Genomic DNA, 17,561 nt, shown 5'->3' on the forward strand with positions numbered 1-17,561 from the left:
AAATATGAACCATCTGGAAGAAAAACAAAGTTCTTGATAAGAGCTTTCCAGAGAGGTGGAGTTTCATTCTTGGAAGGAAAAAAATAGCTAAATTTATCGAAACAAAAGCTAAGGAATAGCTCCTTAAGAAATATCAAGAAGATCTAAAAAGATTATAGGAGCCAGAGTCTGGTTTAAAGATGCCATCATCAGTTGAGTGAACTCAACAATGGTGGAGTTTTATCCATTGGCGGAAATCTGATGTTTGAAAGAGGCTTTCTTGATGTGAAGGTAATATTGTAATAAATAATTATTATAAATCAATATGTTGTATATATTCATTGTTTTGAGATTAATGACCATTGACAAATAATTTTGCACCATTTTCTCTCTTCCAGCTTTTCGTCAATCATCAATGAAAATTTTTTATAATGGAAAGTTCATTGATAATATAACTTTTGTATGTCATTATTTTACGCTTAGAAAAAATATAAAAATAATGAAATGCAATTGAGTTATCAACTGCTTATTCTTTTCAATTTTTAATCATAAAAAAATCTTTTTATTCATTTTGCTTATAAAAAGAATTAGCTTTTTTCTGGTGATACAAGTGGAGAAATAAGGATTTTAGATATGTTTCGGCGTTCCATTTCAATCACTTTAAAGTGTAAACCATCAGTTTCAAAGCTTTCTCCCTCATTTGGTAAATGACCAAACTGCCAAAGCATAAAGCCTGCCAGAGTCGTATAACGATCTGCTTCATCCACAAGGTTACGCCCAAGATAACCACTTAAACGGCGGATATCAGCATATCCCTCAACAAGAAGACTGCCATTTTCAAGTTGTTCTGCGATCATGAGTTCTTCATCGTCATCAGGAAAGTCTCCTGCAATAGCTTCAAGAATATCGGTTGGTGTTGCAATTCCTTCAAAAGATCCATGCTCATCAACAATAATTGCAAGCTGAATCGAAGAATGACGTAATTGCTCCATCAATCGTAAAACACTTGTGTTTTCATGAACAACGAGGGGTTCTCGCATAGCTTTTTTCCAATTAATCTTTTTTCCCTCAGCCAAATTCAAAAGAAGATCTTTTGTCAACGCAACGCCAACAAATTCATCCACTTTTTCACGCGCAAGAATTAAGCGGCTATGTTTAACCTTTTGTAATTCTTCACGCATTTCATTTTCATCAGAATTTAAATCTAACCACTCAATTTCATTACGCGGCGACATGATAGAGCGAACAGGGCGATCAGCTAAATCGAGAACACCACGAATCATCTCCTTTTCTTCTGGTCTAAACAACTCAGAAACTGCGGCCTGTTCAGCAATAACATCTACAGTCTCAGCAAGGTGACTATCTTTGCTTCCTCCTCCTAAGAGCCTCAAAACAGCATCAGCTGTTCTACTGCGTAGATCATTCGTTTTAATCATTTTTTCACGGTTACGACGTCCAATTTGATTAAAAGCTTCGATGAGAACAGAAAAACCAATAGCAGCATACAAATACCCTTTTGGAATATGAAAACCAAATCCTTCAACAATGAGAGTAAAACCAATCATCATCAAAAAACCAAGACAAAGGATTACAATAGTGGGATGACGATTAATAAAACGCATAAGAGCACCAGATCCGCACATCATTACTCCCATAGCAGCTATGACTGCGATATACATAACTGCTGCCTGCTCTTTTGCAATCATACCTGTTGCGGTAATAATACTGTCTAGTGAAAAAACGGCATCCAGCACCACGACTTGGACGATTACTTGCCAAAAAACAGCATAACCAACGCCTGTTTTTCTTTCATGTGATACTCCTTCTAACCTTTCATGTAATTCTAGCGTTCCCTTTGCGAGCAAAAAGGCTCCACCACCGATTAAAATAAAGCTATGCCAACTAAATACAAAAGATGAAAGTGAAAGAATGACCCTATCGAGTCTCATAACCCATCCAATAACGGTAAGAAGGAAAAGCCGCATAATTAATGCTAAAGTAAGACCTATAAAGCGTGCGCGGTCACGCAAATGCAGTGGCAATTTTTCAGCTAAAATTGCAATAAAGATAAGGTTATCTATTCCTAAAACAATTTCGAGAAAAACCAGCGTGATCAAACCAAACCACGCATGGGGATCAGTGATCCATTCCATCATTCCTTACCTTTTAGAAGCTTAAAAGCGCGCGATTGACAAAAAAAATTCATAGGCTTTTATTCGTATATTGGATCATGAACATTGAATGTAAAAAACTTATATTCAAAGAAAAAAACAGCACAATATTGCTTGAATGCATGTAATTGTTGATAAAACAAAATGATGCCCCATCCCGCTTACAACCACAAGAAGGTTCATCTAATTTTCGCTCGGGCATTATGCTCGATAATCCTCTAACTATAGGTTCTGTATAACAATCAGAACATTTATTTATAAAGCTTCCTATAATGGGTTTATTTTTATATAAGATCAAGTGGTGAATATCATATTTTTAACCTTACAGACAATGAGTTTATATAACAAACAACAAAATATCTGGACATCTATCCTTAGGAGCGTTATAGAAACGCTCATTCTCGTCTTTTGAGAAGCTTATGGGTGATTAGCTCAGTCGGTAGAGCAGCTGACTCTTAATCAGCGGGTCGTGGGTTCGATCCCCTCATCACCCACCATTTTATTTTATACCGTAAATAACTTATTGATTGCGTAATTTTTTTTAAGGTACGAGTTGCTAAATAAAATTGGGCAGTAGGATTTCCCCATATCTGTTTGTTTAAAAGTGAAGATTGTTGATATAGCTTAGTCATCGGTGTTTGTACTTTTTAGGGGACTCAAAGAACTTCCAAAGGACATTTAAAGATCTTTTAATGCGTATTGTTTCTTTTTTTAAGTTGCAATTGGTAAGGAGAAGCCTCTTACCGACAATTGTGTTATTTAAAGGGGTATAAAAATCAACAGTTTTCACTTCTTTTAATATAAATTGATTAAATTTTTTTTGGATTTTTAGCATATTGTTTAAAGACAGAAGAAACTTTACACTTTAGTTGTGTCAGCAGCATGGATATTTTTTGATAACTCTCCCGCTTAAACAAAAAACTTCTGTAATAATCATCAGTATTCCAAGAGGGTAAATCAAGATAAAATAAAGTAGTTAGCTGGACATACAAGTAATAAAATTAGATCAGTTTAATTGTTTAAAGGCTAATACCTGTTAAACGAAAGACAATAAACTTTAATGAGGCTTAAAGTTTTAAAATATTAAGCTGTGTGGTTACGCTATGCTGTCTTTCCGTTAGCTAAACCTCTAAAAATATAAATATTAAGAAAGCCACTCAGATTCATTATAATATATTGATTTATAAAGAATTGATTATTCTTTATTTAAAAAAACTTTACTATCATAAACTTCTTTTGTTTCAATCCCTCTTATAATGAATTAATTAAAATCATTCATTTTTGCATCATAAATGGGATTAACGTGTGGATAAAGACTATTGAAGAAAGGCATAAAAATAATTCTTATTAATGTTCTTAAGTGCTAAAAGTTATCATAACATTGGAAAAATAGTATAATGGCGCAGGCTTGCTCTTTTATTAAGTATAAAGATGATGGTGCAACAATAGCTTTACTATTATACCATTTATGGGTATTGTTGTGTAATGGAGAAGAGCGTTGAAAGAGGTTTCTTAAAAAAGATATGTAAATTGGCAACACGATGGTGTTTTGTTCTTTTATAGGTACATAAAAAAAGAAGTCATTGATAGCCTTTTATTTATTCAGGTGGTGTTTTGGGGGCTCTTTTCCAATATTGTTGCGCCTCAAAAATGACGACCACAAATAATGAAAGGATGAGCGGTATAATCAAATAAAACATTCTAAAGACAATAAGTGCTGCAATAACATCGGTTGGATTTATATTGGGCATGCCTGTTATGAAAAGAGCTTCAAGAACTCCTACTCCTCCTGCTGGAGCATTAGAGAGAAGAGTTATCGTAAAAGACGCTAGGAAAACACCAAGAACAGAGATAAAATGAATATCTGCGTTATGTGGGAGAACAGCATATATAATTCCTGCTGCTCCTAAAAGCTCTAGAGGGCTAATGAGAAGCTGTTGAATAACAATTTTCAGTCGTGGATAGGAAAGTTGAATTTTCTTCCCCAAGCGTAAGGGTTTTAACTGAAGCCAGCTGCCAAACGTATAAAGTGCTATACAGCTGAGTAAAATTGCTCCAGCCGTTGTTCCGAGCCATTCAGGAAGTTCTTTATGAATGAGGGTGATAATTTCGGGTTGCAGCACCAAAACGATTCCCAAAAGTAAGATTGTGCCGATTACAAAAGTAAAAGAGCAAAAACCTACTAATATTGCGATTTCTGTTCCGTTTAATCCTTTCATTTTATAGGCGCGATAGCGTACAACGGCACCAGAAAAAACTGAAGCACCGATATTGTGTGAAAGAGCGTAGGTTGTAAATGAACATATAGCGATAAAAATCCAAGAAATTTTATGGCCTAGATGTTGCAAGGCAATTCGATCATATCCAGCAAGAGCAGCATAAGCTAGGAGAGAACATAAACAGGCTAATAACCAGTGCTGTGCATTTAAATTGCTCAAGCGCTCCAATACATCCCCAAATGAAATGGCAGAGAGCTTCATGTAAAGAATTCGAATAGATACCAGCATTGCTAAGATACCAATCAATGGCCATATAAATTGCTTTATTTTCACGATTCTGTATCCATTTTATGTTTTCTGTAAATTTTCATGATTGAGCATATTCCTTACAGATCTTCGTTCTGTTATATACTCTATAATGCCATTGGCAATTTCTTCATCATCTGTTACTACAACATCAGCACCTAAATCAATGAGATATGTTGTTTCTGTGTCGGATAATGCATGTGTGATTATCTGGATATCTTTCTTCATATCACGGATATTCACGATACATTCTCCTACTTCAATGGTACTTCGCATTGTAATAACAACTTTATGTGCATTATTTATATTTGCTGCGTTCATTATTTCTTGTTGAATGATATTGCCGCAAATAGCCTCAAAGCCATCTGCAATCGCTTTATCAGAGAGGCGTTTTGATTCTTCTACGATCACTATAGGTTCACCTCTATTTATTAAAGATAATGCAACACACTTACCGATACGACCATAGCCAATAATTACGATATGGTTGTTTTTTAAGGTCATCGGTAAAAAATCTTGGTCAGGATCTTGTGGATCAATATCAATAATTGTTTGGGTATTTTGTGAAGATGCAGAATTTTTTTCTAGACGTTTTTTAATTTTATTACAGGCAATGAAAACAAGAGGATTGAGCAAAATAGAAAAAATTGCTCCTCCAAGAATTAAATCATGAGCGTCATTGTTTAAAAGTCCTAAGCTTAAACTTAAACCAGCAAGGATAAAGGAAAATTCTCCGATTTGGGCAAGGCTTGCAGAAATAGTCAAAGCTGTTGCATTAGAATAGCGAAAAGCTTTAACGATGAAAAAGGCAACAGCAGATTTTCCGATTACGATAATGAATAAGGTTGCTAAGAGAGGGAAAAAATGAGTTAAGAGTTTCTCGGGGTCAAATAACATGCCTACAGAAACAAAAAAGAGAACAGAAAAAGCATCGCGCAGTGGTAAAGATTCTTCCGCGGCACGGTGGCTTAATTCTGATTCGCTCATGACCATACCAGCAAAAAAAGCACCAAGAGAAAGAGAAACTCCAAATAAATGAGCGGCTCCGAAAGCTACTCCTAATGCAATAGCAAAGACGCTAAGACGAAATAATTCACGTGATCCCGATTGTGCGCTCATTTTTAAAAGCCATGGGATAACGCGTCGCCCAATGACGAGCATAAGTGCAATAAATACAATTACCTTCAGGATGGTGAGACCAAAAATACCCCAAATACTTAAATCCAACCATTGAACAAGAGGATCCAACGCTTCTTTTTTGGTATTGCTGAGGGCACTTGCCAAGGAAGGGATGAGGACAAGTATAAGGACCATTGCTAAATCCTCAATAATCAACCATCCAACGGCAATGCGTCCTTTTTCTGTTTCAATAAGATGACGTTCTTGCAAAGCACGTAGCAGGATAACGGTACTTGCTATGGATAAAGCAAGACCGAAAATCAAACTACCACTAAAGCCCCATCCCATAATCAGACCAAGGCACAAACCTAGAAAAGTAGAAAATGCCATTTGTGCAATAGCAGCGGGGACAGCAATAGCTTTGACAGATAAAAGGTCTTTTAATGAAAAGTGGAGCCCAACACCAAACATCAGCAAAATAATACCAATTTCAGCAAGTTGATTAATGATGACGGAATCTATTTTAAATCCGCCTGTATTGGGTCCTACAATAACACCAGCTAACAAATAGCCTACAAGGGGTGAAATACGTAAACGGCTAGCAATCATTCCCAAGAGAAATGCTAAACATAAGCCTGCAACAATAGTTGTGATAAGTGGTGTGTCGTGGAGCATGGATTATTTACTATTCTTGATCAAAAAGCGAATGAATGAAAACGACTATATTTCTATGAGAAGAGAGGTGAGATGTACTATACGCATTAAAGGGCATTTTTATTTCACTTTGATATTTGCACGATTATTTCGCTCACGCCACCAATTTCCTAGCAGGAGTAAAATAGGAGCAGCAATAAAGATAGAGGATGATGTTGCAATAATAATCCCAAAGACCATGGGTAATGCAAAATTATGAACAGCACTTCCACCCCATATCGCCATGGGGAGCATCGCAAGAATTGTTGTGGCTGATGTAAAAAAACAACGTACAAGAACCTGATTAATTGACAGATCAATCAGCTCGCGCAACGGCATTTTTTTATAAAGACGCATATTTTCGCGCATCCTATCATAGACGACAACTTTATCATTTATAGAATATCCAACAATTGTTAAGAGTGCGGCGATAGCCGTTAAATTAAAATCAAATTGAAATAAAGCAAAAAAGCCAATCATTTTTGTGGTGTCTAGAATGAGAGTGATAATTGCTCCAATGGCAAAGAACCACTCGAAGCGTAACCATATATAGAGAGACATGGCAATAGCCGCAAGAATAACAGCAGTAAAAGCAGCTGTGGCAAGCTCACCTGAAATTTTGGGACCAACAACTTCTATTTGATCGAATGTGGTATCGGGATAGATATTTTGTACAGCTGTTTTGACCTTATCAATGGCGGTGGTTTGTTGTGCTTCGCCACCGCTTTGTTTCTGCATGCGAATTAATACGGTATTTTCGTTATCAATATTTTGCAAGGTAACTTCACCAATATTAAGAGTAGAAAGCTTGGAACGCAGAGTTGCTAGATCTGCTGGTCCTTTCGTGGTAATACTCATTTGGCTTCCGCCAATGAAATCAATACCAAAATTCAATCCAGGCTTAAAAAAGAGAAAAACTGAAGCCATTGATAAAACAATTGAGACGCCAATACCAATGAAACGTGCTTTCATAAAGTGGAAAGTTGTGTTTTGTGGCATGATGTTGAAAGCAGAGTGAATATGCAATTTTTTAATCTTCCATTTACGAACGATCCAAATCATGATGATGCGTACAATGGTGATATTTGTAAACATGGAGATGATAATACCAAGCAACATTGTTACGGCAAAACCACGAACGGGACCGGTCCCGAACCAAAATAGTAAGACGGTCGCTATAATTGCTGTAACATTTGCATCAACAATGGTTGCAAAAGCGTGTTTAAATCCACGATCTAGGGCTGCAAAAGCACCCACACCTTTTCGACTTTCTTCACGGATACGTTCATTGATAAGGATATTAGCATCAACGGCAATACCGATGCCTAAAATAATACCAGCAATACCAGGCAGCGTAAGTGTAGCTCCCAAAAGACTCAGTGCAGCAAATGTTAAAATTGTGTGCAGAGCTAGTGCTATATTGGCAATTAATCCCCAAATACGGTAGAGAAGAAAAATAAAAATTGCAACAAGAATAAAGCCAATTATGCCGGTGTAAAGTCCCATTTGGATAGCATCAGCACCAAGATTTGGACCTACGGTTCTCTCTTCAATGACTGTGAGTGGTGCGGGGAGGGAACCAGCACGAAGCAGAGCAGCCAGAGTTGAGGCTTCTTTGGGGTCAAAGTTTCCTGTAATTTGACCTTGTCCATTGGGAATGACACTATTGATGGTCGGAGCGGTTAAAACTTTATTATCCAGAACAATGGCAAAAGGACGGTTAATATTTTGTCGTGTTATATCGGCAAATATTTTTGCGCCAGCGGAATCTAGCGTAAATGAAATAATGGAACGTCCTGGTATTTGGGGGTCAAAACCTGCACGGGCATCTTTCAGGACATTTCCATCTAAAGCAATTTGATCATAAATTGCATAATGTTGTGTTGCATCAGTGTATCCAGGGAGAATAGAAACACCTATAGGGGGATTATTGGGGTCCACATTAGAAGGAACAAGATGAAAACTCATCTTAGCGGTTGTTCCTAAAAGATCACGCAGTTGTTTTGGATCTTGTAGTCCAGGCAATTGGACCATAATACGATCATTTCCGACCTTTTGGATGGCTGGTTCTGAAACACCAACTTGATCTATACGACGACGGATGATTTCTAAGCTTTGTTCAATAGCATTGCTGACACGGTCTTTTATACCAGCTTCTGTTAATGTGACGCGGAGAGTTTCATTTTGAGCACTGATCGTGATGTTATGTTCTGTTGTGCCAAAGCTACTGTATATGGGGGTTATTAATGTTTTCAAAGCAGAGAGTGCTTTTTCAGTTTGCGATGGGTCAGAAATAAGGGCAATAACGCTATCTTCAACGATACGCACACTTGAGGTGCGGATTTGTTTTTCACGCAATACATTGCGCACATTGCTTAAAACTATATGTAACTGATCGCGTTTTAACGTTTTGCTATCAACCTCGAGCAGGAGAGAAGAGCCTCCTTGAAGGTCAAGACCAAGTGCTACACGGGTGTCGGGTAAGAATTTCGAATTTTTAACTTGTTCGTGTGAAAATAAATTGGGTAAGGCAACATAAATGCTGCTTAAAAGAATAAAACAATAAAGGGTAGTTAACCAACCAGGTGTACGCATGATATATTCCGTAAATAGGCAATCTAACAGTTATTCAAAGTTAAAAGCACAAGTAAAATAAGATGATCGTTTTTATATTCAAGGAAGAGAATTAAGTATGTTCATTGGGAGGAGCGCGTTTATTTGAGAAATATTGTGTTTTAACGTTACGAAATCGTGTGTCAACAGCTGGAATCTTTATTAAAAAGAAATCCAATGTTAGGATTTTTTGAAAGGTCCTCATAAAAATAGATTCTGTATGGAGTGTTACAAGTTTTTTGTTTTCAGTTGTGGTAACATTCACCTGATCACACTTATGATGTAAATCAAATCTATTCGTTTTAATGACGTTATTGGTGTGTGATTGTTTGATTAAATAAGCACGCGTTTCTAGGTTGCTCGTCAAGAATACACCTAAACTGGATAGAAAAATCCAGGTTGTCAAAGGAAGAAAATCTTCTTTTTTGCAATAAAGGTGCAAAAAAAACATGCTAGAGTGCCTTCTTTAATCTTATTGAGTTCAGCTTATTTATCATTCTTTTATCTTATTACCAGTATTATAGGATAAGGGAAAGCTTTTATAAGATTATTCTATAAAAGTTGAAAATATCTACTTTATACCATATTTAAAAGAGAAAAATAAAATCCCTTTTGTGCTCATAAGGTAGATATGTATTCATTTTGTAGAAAAAACATCCACATACTTTTCCTTCTTTTGGGGATTATCTTTGTATTTAATTCTGGTGCATGGGGTAATAAGGGGGCACAAAATACAATTGTCGAACAAACGATAGCTTCTTATTCAGTTGATGAAATTATTCTGCAACAACAGTTGATTATTAAGACTCTTGAAGAAAATACTGAAACTTTAAAAAGAGATTTTGACAGAAAGCCAGAAGATGAGCGTGCTTTAGAAGAATTACGGTTACGTGCACAAGATATCAGTGAACGTGCTATTGAGGCAGCATTTGTTTTGCGTCCTCCTCTTAATGAGATTAATACACTTCTTGATCAATTAATGGAGCTCCATCGTGACGTGAAAAAACTGAAAAGCTCTGTGAAGGAATATTCCTATTTGATAGAGCAAAAAGCTAAAATTAACAGTATCATGCTTCGTTTTGAAGCAATTTTCTTAGCGGCAAATAGAATAGCTGAACTTTCTATTTCTCAATCTCGGGAGCTTTTTAAACGCACGCTTACGTATAGGCTTGAGTTTTCGATTCCGATGGTTAAACATCTCGTCCAAAAAACAAAAGAGGCTTCATCAGATTTTCTTGTGTTGTTAAATTCTTGGTGGAATTTTATATTTTACTTCAAGTTTTTACAACTATTTCTTTGCTTTTTAATTCCACTTTTTATTACTTTGGGACTTTCGTATTTTTCTCAAAAAGTTCTTGTTCATGTGTATTGCCACTTTACGAAGTCTAATGAGGAAATATCTTATTTACAACGCTTATTGATCGCCTTTATTTCAGTTCTCTTACCTTCACTTGTATGTATTCTTTGCGTTTATCTTGTGTTGTTTTTGTTTCGTAGTTTTAACTTAGATCCAGGTAAGCTTACAACAGTTTTTGATATGATAGGTTGTCAAATTATTTTATTATTTTTAATCAATCGATTAGCGGTTGTTCTTCTATCATCGAATAGGCCCCATGTAGGTCTTCTCAAGATTACATCATCGTCTGCTTATCAATTAGTGATTTTACTCACTTCTTTAGGGGGTATTTTGGCATTTGACGCTGTTCTTGATAGTATTTATCAAATCATTTCAGCGCCTCTATCTTTGACAATTGCTAAAAGTTTTATTGCTGTTTTTCTTGTAGCGATATTGCTATTTATAATATCATTTGTACCTTTGCGGTTTAGACGTAGGCGTGTTCAAGAAGAAAAAAAAGAGCCATACTTTTGGCCATTTTATATACGCATTCCTCTTATTGGCTTGGGGTTACTGCTCTTTGTATTGAATTTTTTAGGTTATGTTGGACTTGCGCGTTTTATTACGCAGCAAATTATGATTGATGGAGCATTTTTAGTTCTCATGTATTTAGGAATACAAAGCGCTCAAGCACTTGGAACTAAAGACCAATTTATGAAAACAACGGTTGGTCATCTTTTGATGCAGAGGTTTCATTTAGAAGAAAAAACGATGAATCAATTGGGAGTTTTTATGAGCGTTTTTCTCAATTTATTTGTTGTTATATTTTGTGCAATGCCAATTGCTGTACAGTTTGGATTTTCCTATTCTGATTTAAAAGCAGTTTTGTGGCAATCGGTGACCGGTTTTCAGATTGGAAATATTAGTCTTTCTTTGATTTCTCTTGTAACAGGAATTATTTCTTTTTGTGTTTGCTGGTTTCTTATTCGCCGATTTATTGGTTGGTTAGATAATGTGGTGTTGGTTCATGGAGAGTTCGATTCTGGTATACGTAATTCTATCAAAACAGTGATAAGTTATGGAGGCGTTGTTGTATCTGCTTTGACCGGATTATCAATGGCAGGTTTGGATCTTAGAAATTTCGCTCTTATTGCTGGAGGACTTTCACTTGGTATAGGTTTTGGTTTACAGAATATTGTCCAAAACTTTGTCTCTGGACTTATTATTTTAGTTGGAAGACCATTTAAAATAGGGGACTATATAGAATCTGGATCAGTAGGGGGTGTTGTTAAGCGTATTAGTGTGCGTGCAACGGAACTTGAGACAATTCAGCGTAAGACGATTATTATTCCCAATTCAAGCCTTATTAATAACAACGTTAGTAATTGGACACGACGTAATAAAGTAGGACGAATTGATATACCCGTTACTGTATCATCTAAGGTTGCTCCAGAGCATGTTGCTGAAATTTTGTTAGAGATTGCTTCTGCGACAGAAGGCGTTTTAAAAAATCCTATCCCACAGGTGAGTTTTACAGCATTTGATCGTAAGAGCTTTTCCTTTAATTTGGCTATTTATGTGCCTAATATTACCTCATCTTCTCATGTAACCAATGCTCTTCGATTTAGGCTATATAAGCGTTTTGCTGAGGAAGGAATCTTAGAATGCTAAAATATACTTATGTTTTGATTACAGTTATTCTATTAAGTATTTTTACCATAACAGCTTTTGCTGCAACAGTGAAGAATACTGATTTAAAGATACAATCTCTTATTGTTGTTGAAGGAAGTATACCTTCAAAAATTTCTTTAAATACTCATCAAACAATTACAATTTGTATGAAGGGATGTTTTATAACTTTTCCTAATAAAGACCGTTTTGCAATAAAGGCAGATGATAATATAGAAATCAGTAGGGGAAGAGCAATTTTTAAATAAAATGATTGAGATTTTTTGTTTGGGGACAAGATTTAGAAGGATAATGATATTGTGTGTAATTAATAATCTCATCCTTTAGAAAATGGTAAAAAAAAGGTATGATTGTAGTATAAAATGGACGTTTTTTTATACTATGTAGAATCTACAGTATGCATTTTGGATGTAAGAATATTGGGGTATTTATAGTATTGTTAATGAACATCGATTTTCTAAAAATAATTACATCATTTTTAGAATTTTTTCATAAAAAAGGCATAAAATATACTATTTTGTGATTTTTTTGCGGTATTTTAAATACAAAATGTTTTATATTTCCTCCTTTTGAAAAGATAATAGGTATTTTTATTAAATCTTTATTATTTGAAGTAATAATTATTATAATATTTTAAAATTTATTTGATAATATTAAATTTTGATGTAATGATATATTAGTATAGTAATAGATTTAAATGTAACTATAAAGGAGTACATGCGATTTTGCGGCATAAGATTTTATAAAACTTTGTTTTTCTAAATGTGATTTTTGATTATATTTAAATTTAGCAATGGGGTATAATTTTATGAATACAAAATTTATAACAGCATCTGTTTTTTCTTTGATTTCACCTTCTATAGTACAGGCTGCAGATGTGGTGGCTCACGAAGAGCCAGTACATGTTGCCTCAGAAGTTGTTGCTTCTTCACCTTTTTCTTGGGGAGGTGTTTATTTCGGGGGGCAAGTTGGTGGCTTTTCAAGTAAGATTTCTGCAACAGCGCCTGATGTTAATATTCCTCTCTATCCTGATGAGGAGAGTAAAAGTAAACCATGGGTGCCTGTCGAGAAACAGCATATGCCCGATCTTTCTGGGTTTATAGGTGGTTTTTATGCGGGTGTTAATTTTGATCTCGGTAATAATTTTATTATGGGGATTGATACGGATATCATTTTAACGGAAAAAAAGGATACAAAAACAAGATTTCAGGCTGATGAAACGAGTGCAGGTGGTCCTGACACTGGTGGATCGGGTACTGAAGGATCGGGTAGTGATACTGAGGAATTAGGTACAGAAGAAAAAAGTCGAAAAAAGGCAAAAATTGTCAGGAGAAAAGGTAGAGGCTTTTCTCGCTCTTCTGCAGAGGATAAAGAAGAGAAAGACAGTTTAACGTTTAATCATACGTTAAAACAAAAATGGACAGGGGCTACACGGGTGCGTGTTGGGTTTTCTGCGGGGCGTGTGATGCCTTATATTGCTGGTGGTGTTTCTTATGGACAGTTTCAGGATATTTTGTCGACAGTAATTACGGGAGGTGAGCCATTTAATAGGACATCGGATGTAACAAAAACGATGATTGGTTATACTCTCGGTGGTGGTGTTGATTTTGCAATGACAGATCATCTTGTTGTGCGTGCGGAATATCGTTACTCAGATTTTGGTAAAAGGAAATTCAAAGACGAGATTGAAGTTAAGTATAAGACGAATGATTTTCGCGCAGGAATAGCTTACAAATTCTAATTTTGTAGGATAAAGGAGCTTAAATTTAAGAGGTCCTATTTCTTTGATAGGGCCTTTATTTTTTAATTTTATGCATTGTAAACACTATTTTATGGTGAAAAAAGGGGGGCTTTGACTTTGAGTGAGAATGAGGAGGTAAGGAAGAGTTACTCAGATTCTTAATTGTTAAGAATAAAAAATTTTTAGTTCACGAGGTGTGGTTGAAACATTTGTTGGCAAAGAAGGATTGCTTCGTCTTTCATATTATTACAGTTATCACTTTATAATACCGTTATAGAGTTGCAAACAGTAAACTTAAAGAGAGTTTTTACTATCTAAGTAATGAGAAAATAAAGAAAATTCACATAGAGTGGTGCGGACGGCGTGCACGTTTGTGCAACAATTTTTTCTTCCCTTAGAACTCTCTAGAGTATCACTTGATAGCACAGTTTATCTTTTTTCTATTTAATAACTAATTGTTTTTATTTTATTTATTAAATTGCCTTTTATATATAATCTTCGTACCAGATGAAAGTGCTCCAAGTGTAATTCAAAAGGTGTTTTTAAAAAGGTGGTTCGAAGAACGTGATAGACTGTCTATCTTATCTGTAAAAAATCTATCTAAAGGAAAATATGCTGACAGAGCTGGTTTATGGCTTATCAAAACTACACCAGATCAAGGATGATGGGTTTTTAGGTTTGACCTCAATATAAATACGACGAGAAATGGGATTAGGCTCTTGTCGCAATGTATCTTTAAAAGAAGCACTGTTCAAAGCTTTAGCTTGTCGTGATCTTTTAGATCAAAGAATTGACCCGATTCGCCGAAAACAAAAAGAAAATTTACGTCGAGCAGGGGGGTATTTCTTTACGAGAAATTGCCTCTAGTACTTTTGAAGCGAAAAAAACGAATTGAAAAATGAAGGAAAAGCAGCAAACTGGTTAACACCTCTTGAGTTACATGTTTTTCCTAAACTTGGTGATACGCCAATCATTGAACTGACGCAAATTGATATAAAAGGATGCATTTCTCCCATTTGGAAGACAAAAAACGAAACAGCAAGTAAAGCTTTATCCCGCTTGAATATAGCTATAAAACATGCGGTGGCACTTAGTATAGATGTGGATATGCAATTAAAAGCAAAAGCTTTATTAGAAAAGTTTATTCAAAATACCCCAAATATTCCAGCTATGCCATGGAAAGAAATGCCTAAGTTTTTTCAATCTTAAAATGATGAGCTTGTATCACATCTAGCTTTAAAACTTCTTATTTTGACGGTTTTTTTTATACCAATCAGGCATATTTAGAGATTTATGGATCAATATGGATTATCCCAAAAGAAAATATGAAGAGAATTGTTGGAAAGGTTTCTGATTTTCATGTGCCGCTTACAGCTGAAGCGCTTGCTGTTATTGAAAAAGCAAAAAAATGGTTTTTTATTTGTTGAGAGTTTTGGAAAGCCTATATCTAATGTAGCACTTTCTAAATTCATGAAAGACAAAGGTTTTAATTATAGACTTCATGGTTTCAGATCGATTCTGCGGGACTGGATAGCAGAGACAACGTTAAAAAGCTTGATGATATGTCTGAAGTATAAGCACAAACGGTGTTACATCTTTTGAAAGATAAACAAAATAGGCAAAAGGTAGAAACAGATTCTACTATACAAGATGCCGATATAGCAACGCCACACGAACAGGGAACGGCGGTGTGAGATGGAACAAAGAACAGCAGAATGGTTTCAAGCAAGGCTAGGAAAAGTCACTGCTTCAAACGTTTACAACGTACTCAGTAAGACAGCAAAAGGTTTACCTACAAGCAAATATGAAGATTACAAAACGAAACTCATGACAGAACGCTTAATAGGGGAAATAAGCCAATCTTATACAACACCTGCTATGCAATGGGGCATTGAACATGAAGAGAATGCCTTAAGAGAATATGAATTCATTTATGACGCAGAAGTCACAAGATGCGGGTTTATCCCACACCCAAAAATGGAAATGGCGGGGGCAAGTCCTGATGGGTTGATTGGAGAGGACGGTTTAATCGAAGTCAAATGTCCACAATCAACAACTCATCTTCGTTTTTTTATTTATGACGAAATCANTCATCTTCGTTTTTTTATTTATGACGAAATCAAGCCTGAATATATCGCACAGGTGCAATTCCAAATGGCATGCACTGGACGCAAATGGTGTGATTTCATGAGCTATAATCCAAACTTTGTAGGCAAATCTACTGGTTTGAGAATGAAAATCAAACGCGTCCTCCGTGATGAGAAACACATTGAAGAGATTAATAAAGCGGTCGAAATCTTTTTAGGGGAAATAGAACAAGAGATGCAAAAAATTTTGACAAAAGCTGCTTAAACCTATGGGGGTGCTCTCTCCTTCCAGCACCCCCGCCCATTTAATTAATATAAAAAAGAGAAAGGTAATGAGATGATATTTGATGATGGAGATGGATATGTAATAACACGTGAGTGTGCAAAGTTTTTTAGTGTATCCACAACCACGATTCGTAATTGGGTGCTTCAAGGGGGCCAGAGCTATATAAGCTAGGGAGAGCAGTGAGATGGAGAAAGAAAGAGATCTTATCCTTCACTCCAAAGAAAAATAAGGAATAAATTAGCTAAAGTTGTATAAACCGTAGAAGGTGGTCTAAAAGTTGGTCTTAAAATAGCTCTTTAAAGAAAAAATCTATATATTTAATGTGTTAAAGATACAAAATGGTGCCCAAAAGAGATTCAATAATTTTAAATAAAATAAATGAGTTATTGCGATATGGGGGAAATTTATCATTATTGATTCCATTAACGTTTTTTATAGCACTATCCCTCATTTTTTTGGAGCTTTTTTATCGCTTCTATAGCTAGCCTTTTGCGGTCTGCGCTCTTTGTGTAAAGAGATGCCATGTTGTCGTCGGTCCATCCAAAAATTGCCTTGAGTTGTGATACTGTTGCACCTGAATTAGCGGCGCGTGTTGCTGCTAATTTTCTTAAGCCATGTGCTGATTTTTTGATTCCCGCCGCATTACACGCTTCACGGAATAAGTTTCCAAAACTTTCTTTTACGAGTTTATTTCCGTTTTTTCCGCAAATGAATGTTTCATTTCCAATAGGACCAATTTTTAGAGTTTCTGCTAATTCAGGCAAAATGGGTAGAAAAACATCTGTTTGGAATTTACTTTTCTCTGTCTTGAGATGAATGATATTATCTTTGACATCTTTCCAACCAATGCGGACCGCATCACCACGACGCAAACCCGTGTAAAGAAGAACATCAATCCAGACGCGTTCATGTGAACCATGTGACCAATGGTGATAATATTTTTCAACATCTTCTTCTGTCCAAACAGCAAATCCATCTTTGTTGTTGAGAGGAGGTCTTTTTATTCCTAAAGCTGGGTTATTCTCCAGAAGTTCTTGATCGATCGCCCAATTAAAAAGTCCATTAAGTGCTTTTAGAAAATTTTGGGCAGCTGTTGGTTTTTCTTTGCGGCGTTCAACACCCGCTGTAATATGTGATTTCTTTATTTCTCTATATGGAATGTTTCCTATAGCATCACATACCTTCATAAGGATAAGTTCTCTTTGTCTTTTCGTAGCTTTAGCAAGGCTATGCCAATGAACGCTGTTAAAGTATTGTTTAAGCAGCCATGCAAATGACCCTTCAACAAGTTTACCGGTTTTTGATTTAGGAAGTATAAGCCC

The 17,561-nt window shown here is 35.7% G+C and carries 12 protein-coding genes, 1 tRNA gene and 1 pseudogene; 8 read left to right on the forward strand and 6 right to left on the reverse strand.

The window, feature by feature from the left end; genetic code table 11:
* Positions 1-566: 566 nt before the first annotated feature.
* The gene (locus ACFIMG_RS02835) at positions 567-2,135 is read right to left on the reverse strand and encodes a TerC family protein (protein ID WP_375678404.1); all 1,569 of its coding nucleotides are present in this window, start codon (positions 2,133-2,135) and stop codon (positions 567-569) included.
* Positions 2,136-2,571: 436 nt separating this feature from the next.
* Between ACFIMG_RS02835 and ACFIMG_RS02840 the strand changes: the two genes are divergently transcribed.
* Positions 2,572-2,647 (forward strand) — tRNA-Lys (locus tag ACFIMG_RS02840).
* 1,101 nt (positions 2,648-3,748) lie between these two features.
* Here ACFIMG_RS02840 and ACFIMG_RS02845 read toward each other — a convergent pair.
* The 4 genes from ACFIMG_RS02845 to ACFIMG_RS02860 all read right to left on the reverse strand — a co-directional run bounded on the left by ACFIMG_RS02845 (position 3,749) and on the right by ACFIMG_RS02860 (position 9,551).
* On the reverse strand, positions 3,749-4,702 hold the full coding sequence (locus tag ACFIMG_RS02845) for a YbhN family protein (protein WP_375613484.1): 954 nt from the start codon (positions 4,700-4,702) through the stop codon (positions 3,749-3,751).
* Between the two features lie 15 nt (positions 4,703-4,717).
* Entirely contained in the window at positions 4,718-6,469 is a 1,752-nt protein-coding gene (gene ybaL, locus ACFIMG_RS02850; RefSeq protein ID WP_375631222.1) for a YbaL family putative K(+) efflux transporter, read from the reverse strand.
* A gap of 99 nt (positions 6,470-6,568) precedes the next feature.
* Positions 6,569-9,082 carry a protein translocase subunit SecD gene (gene secD, locus ACFIMG_RS02855; protein WP_375678403.1) on the reverse strand — a complete coding sequence of 838 codons (2,514 nt, stop codon included), beginning with the start codon at positions 9,080-9,082 and terminating at the stop codon, positions 6,569-6,571.
* Between the two features lie 91 nt (positions 9,083-9,173).
* The gene (locus tag ACFIMG_RS02860; RefSeq protein ID WP_375613487.1) at positions 9,174-9,551 is read right to left on the reverse strand and encodes a hypothetical protein; all 378 of its coding nucleotides are present in this window, start codon (positions 9,549-9,551) and stop codon (positions 9,174-9,176) included.
* Positions 9,552-9,731: 180 nt separating this feature from the next.
* Here ACFIMG_RS02860 and ACFIMG_RS02865 point away from each other — a divergent pair, with 180 nt between their 5' ends.
* From ACFIMG_RS02865 to ACFIMG_RS02895, 7 genes and pseudogenes are all read left to right on the forward strand, one after another.
* Positions 9,732-12,107 carry a mechanosensitive ion channel family protein gene (locus ACFIMG_RS02865; RefSeq protein WP_375678402.1) on the forward strand — a complete coding sequence of 792 codons (2,376 nt, stop codon included), beginning with the start codon at positions 9,732-9,734 and terminating at the stop codon, positions 12,105-12,107.
* Positions 12,101-12,373 carry a hypothetical protein gene (locus ACFIMG_RS02870; protein ID WP_375678401.1) on the forward strand — a complete coding sequence of 91 codons (273 nt, stop codon included), beginning with the start codon at positions 12,101-12,103 and terminating at the stop codon, positions 12,371-12,373. The genes ACFIMG_RS02865 and ACFIMG_RS02870 overlap by 7 nt, the downstream gene beginning before the upstream one ends.
* 560 nt (positions 12,374-12,933) lie before the next feature.
* Positions 12,934-13,866, forward strand: a complete 933-nt coding sequence (locus ACFIMG_RS02875; protein WP_375678399.1) for an outer membrane protein — start codon at positions 12,934-12,936, stop codon at positions 13,864-13,866.
* A gap of 705 nt (positions 13,867-14,571) precedes the next feature.
* Positions 14,572-14,733, forward strand: a complete 162-nt coding sequence (locus tag ACFIMG_RS02880; protein ID WP_375613490.1) for a hypothetical protein — start codon at positions 14,572-14,574, stop codon at positions 14,731-14,733.
* A gap of 24 nt (positions 14,734-14,757) precedes the next feature.
* Positions 14,758-15,075 carry a phage integrase central domain-containing protein gene (locus tag ACFIMG_RS02885; protein ID WP_375678398.1) on the forward strand — a complete coding sequence of 106 codons (318 nt, stop codon included), beginning with the start codon at positions 14,758-14,760 and terminating at the stop codon, positions 15,073-15,075.
* Between the two features lie 486 nt (positions 15,076-15,561).
* The gene (locus ACFIMG_RS02890) at positions 15,562-16,218 is read left to right on the forward strand and encodes a lambda exonuclease family protein (protein WP_375693563.1); all 657 of its coding nucleotides are present in this window, start codon (positions 15,562-15,564) and stop codon (positions 16,216-16,218) included.
* 72 nt (positions 16,219-16,290) lie between these two features.
* Positions 16,291-16,475: pseudogene (locus ACFIMG_RS02895) on the forward strand (helix-turn-helix transcriptional regulator).
* Between the two features lie 204 nt (positions 16,476-16,679).
* Here ACFIMG_RS02895 and ACFIMG_RS02900 read toward each other — a convergent pair.
* A partial coding sequence (locus tag ACFIMG_RS02900) for a tyrosine-type recombinase/integrase (RefSeq protein WP_375678396.1) occupies positions 16,680-17,561 on the reverse strand: 882 nt, incomplete at its 5' end.

This window comes from Bartonella sp. AP11XZML (assembly GCF_042196445.1).
In the GTDB taxonomy this organism is placed as follows: domain Bacteria; phylum Pseudomonadota; class Alphaproteobacteria; order Rhizobiales; family Rhizobiaceae; genus Bartonella.

Bases quoted from the DNA above. Each gene is read 5' to 3' on its own strand.
- ACFIMG_RS02835 (WP_375678404.1), bottom strand. From the start codon at position 2,135: ATGATGGAATGGATCACTGATCCCCATGCGTGGTTTGGTTTGATCACG.
- ybaL (WP_375631222.1), bottom strand. From the start codon at position 6,469: ATGCTCCACGACACACCACTTATCACAACTATTGTTGCAGGCTTATGT.
- secD (WP_375678403.1), bottom strand. From the start codon at position 9,082: ATGCGTACACCTGGTTGGTTAACTACCCTTTATTGTTTTATTCTTTTA.
- ACFIMG_RS02860 (WP_375613487.1), bottom strand. From the start codon at position 9,551: ATGTTTTTTTTGCACCTTTATTGCAAAAAAGAAGATTTTCTTCCTTTG.
- ACFIMG_RS02865 (WP_375678402.1), top strand. From the start codon at position 9,732: ATGTATTCATTTTGTAGAAAAAACATCCACATACTTTTCCTTCTTTTG.
- ACFIMG_RS02870 (WP_375678401.1), top strand. From the start codon at position 12,101: ATGCTAAAATATACTTATGTTTTGATTACAGTTATTCTATTAAGTATT.
- ACFIMG_RS02875 (WP_375678399.1), top strand. From the start codon at position 12,934: ATGAATACAAAATTTATAACAGCATCTGTTTTTTCTTTGATTTCACCT.
- ACFIMG_RS02880 (WP_375613490.1), top strand. From the start codon at position 14,572: ATGGGATTAGGCTCTTGTCGCAATGTATCTTTAAAAGAAGCACTGTTC.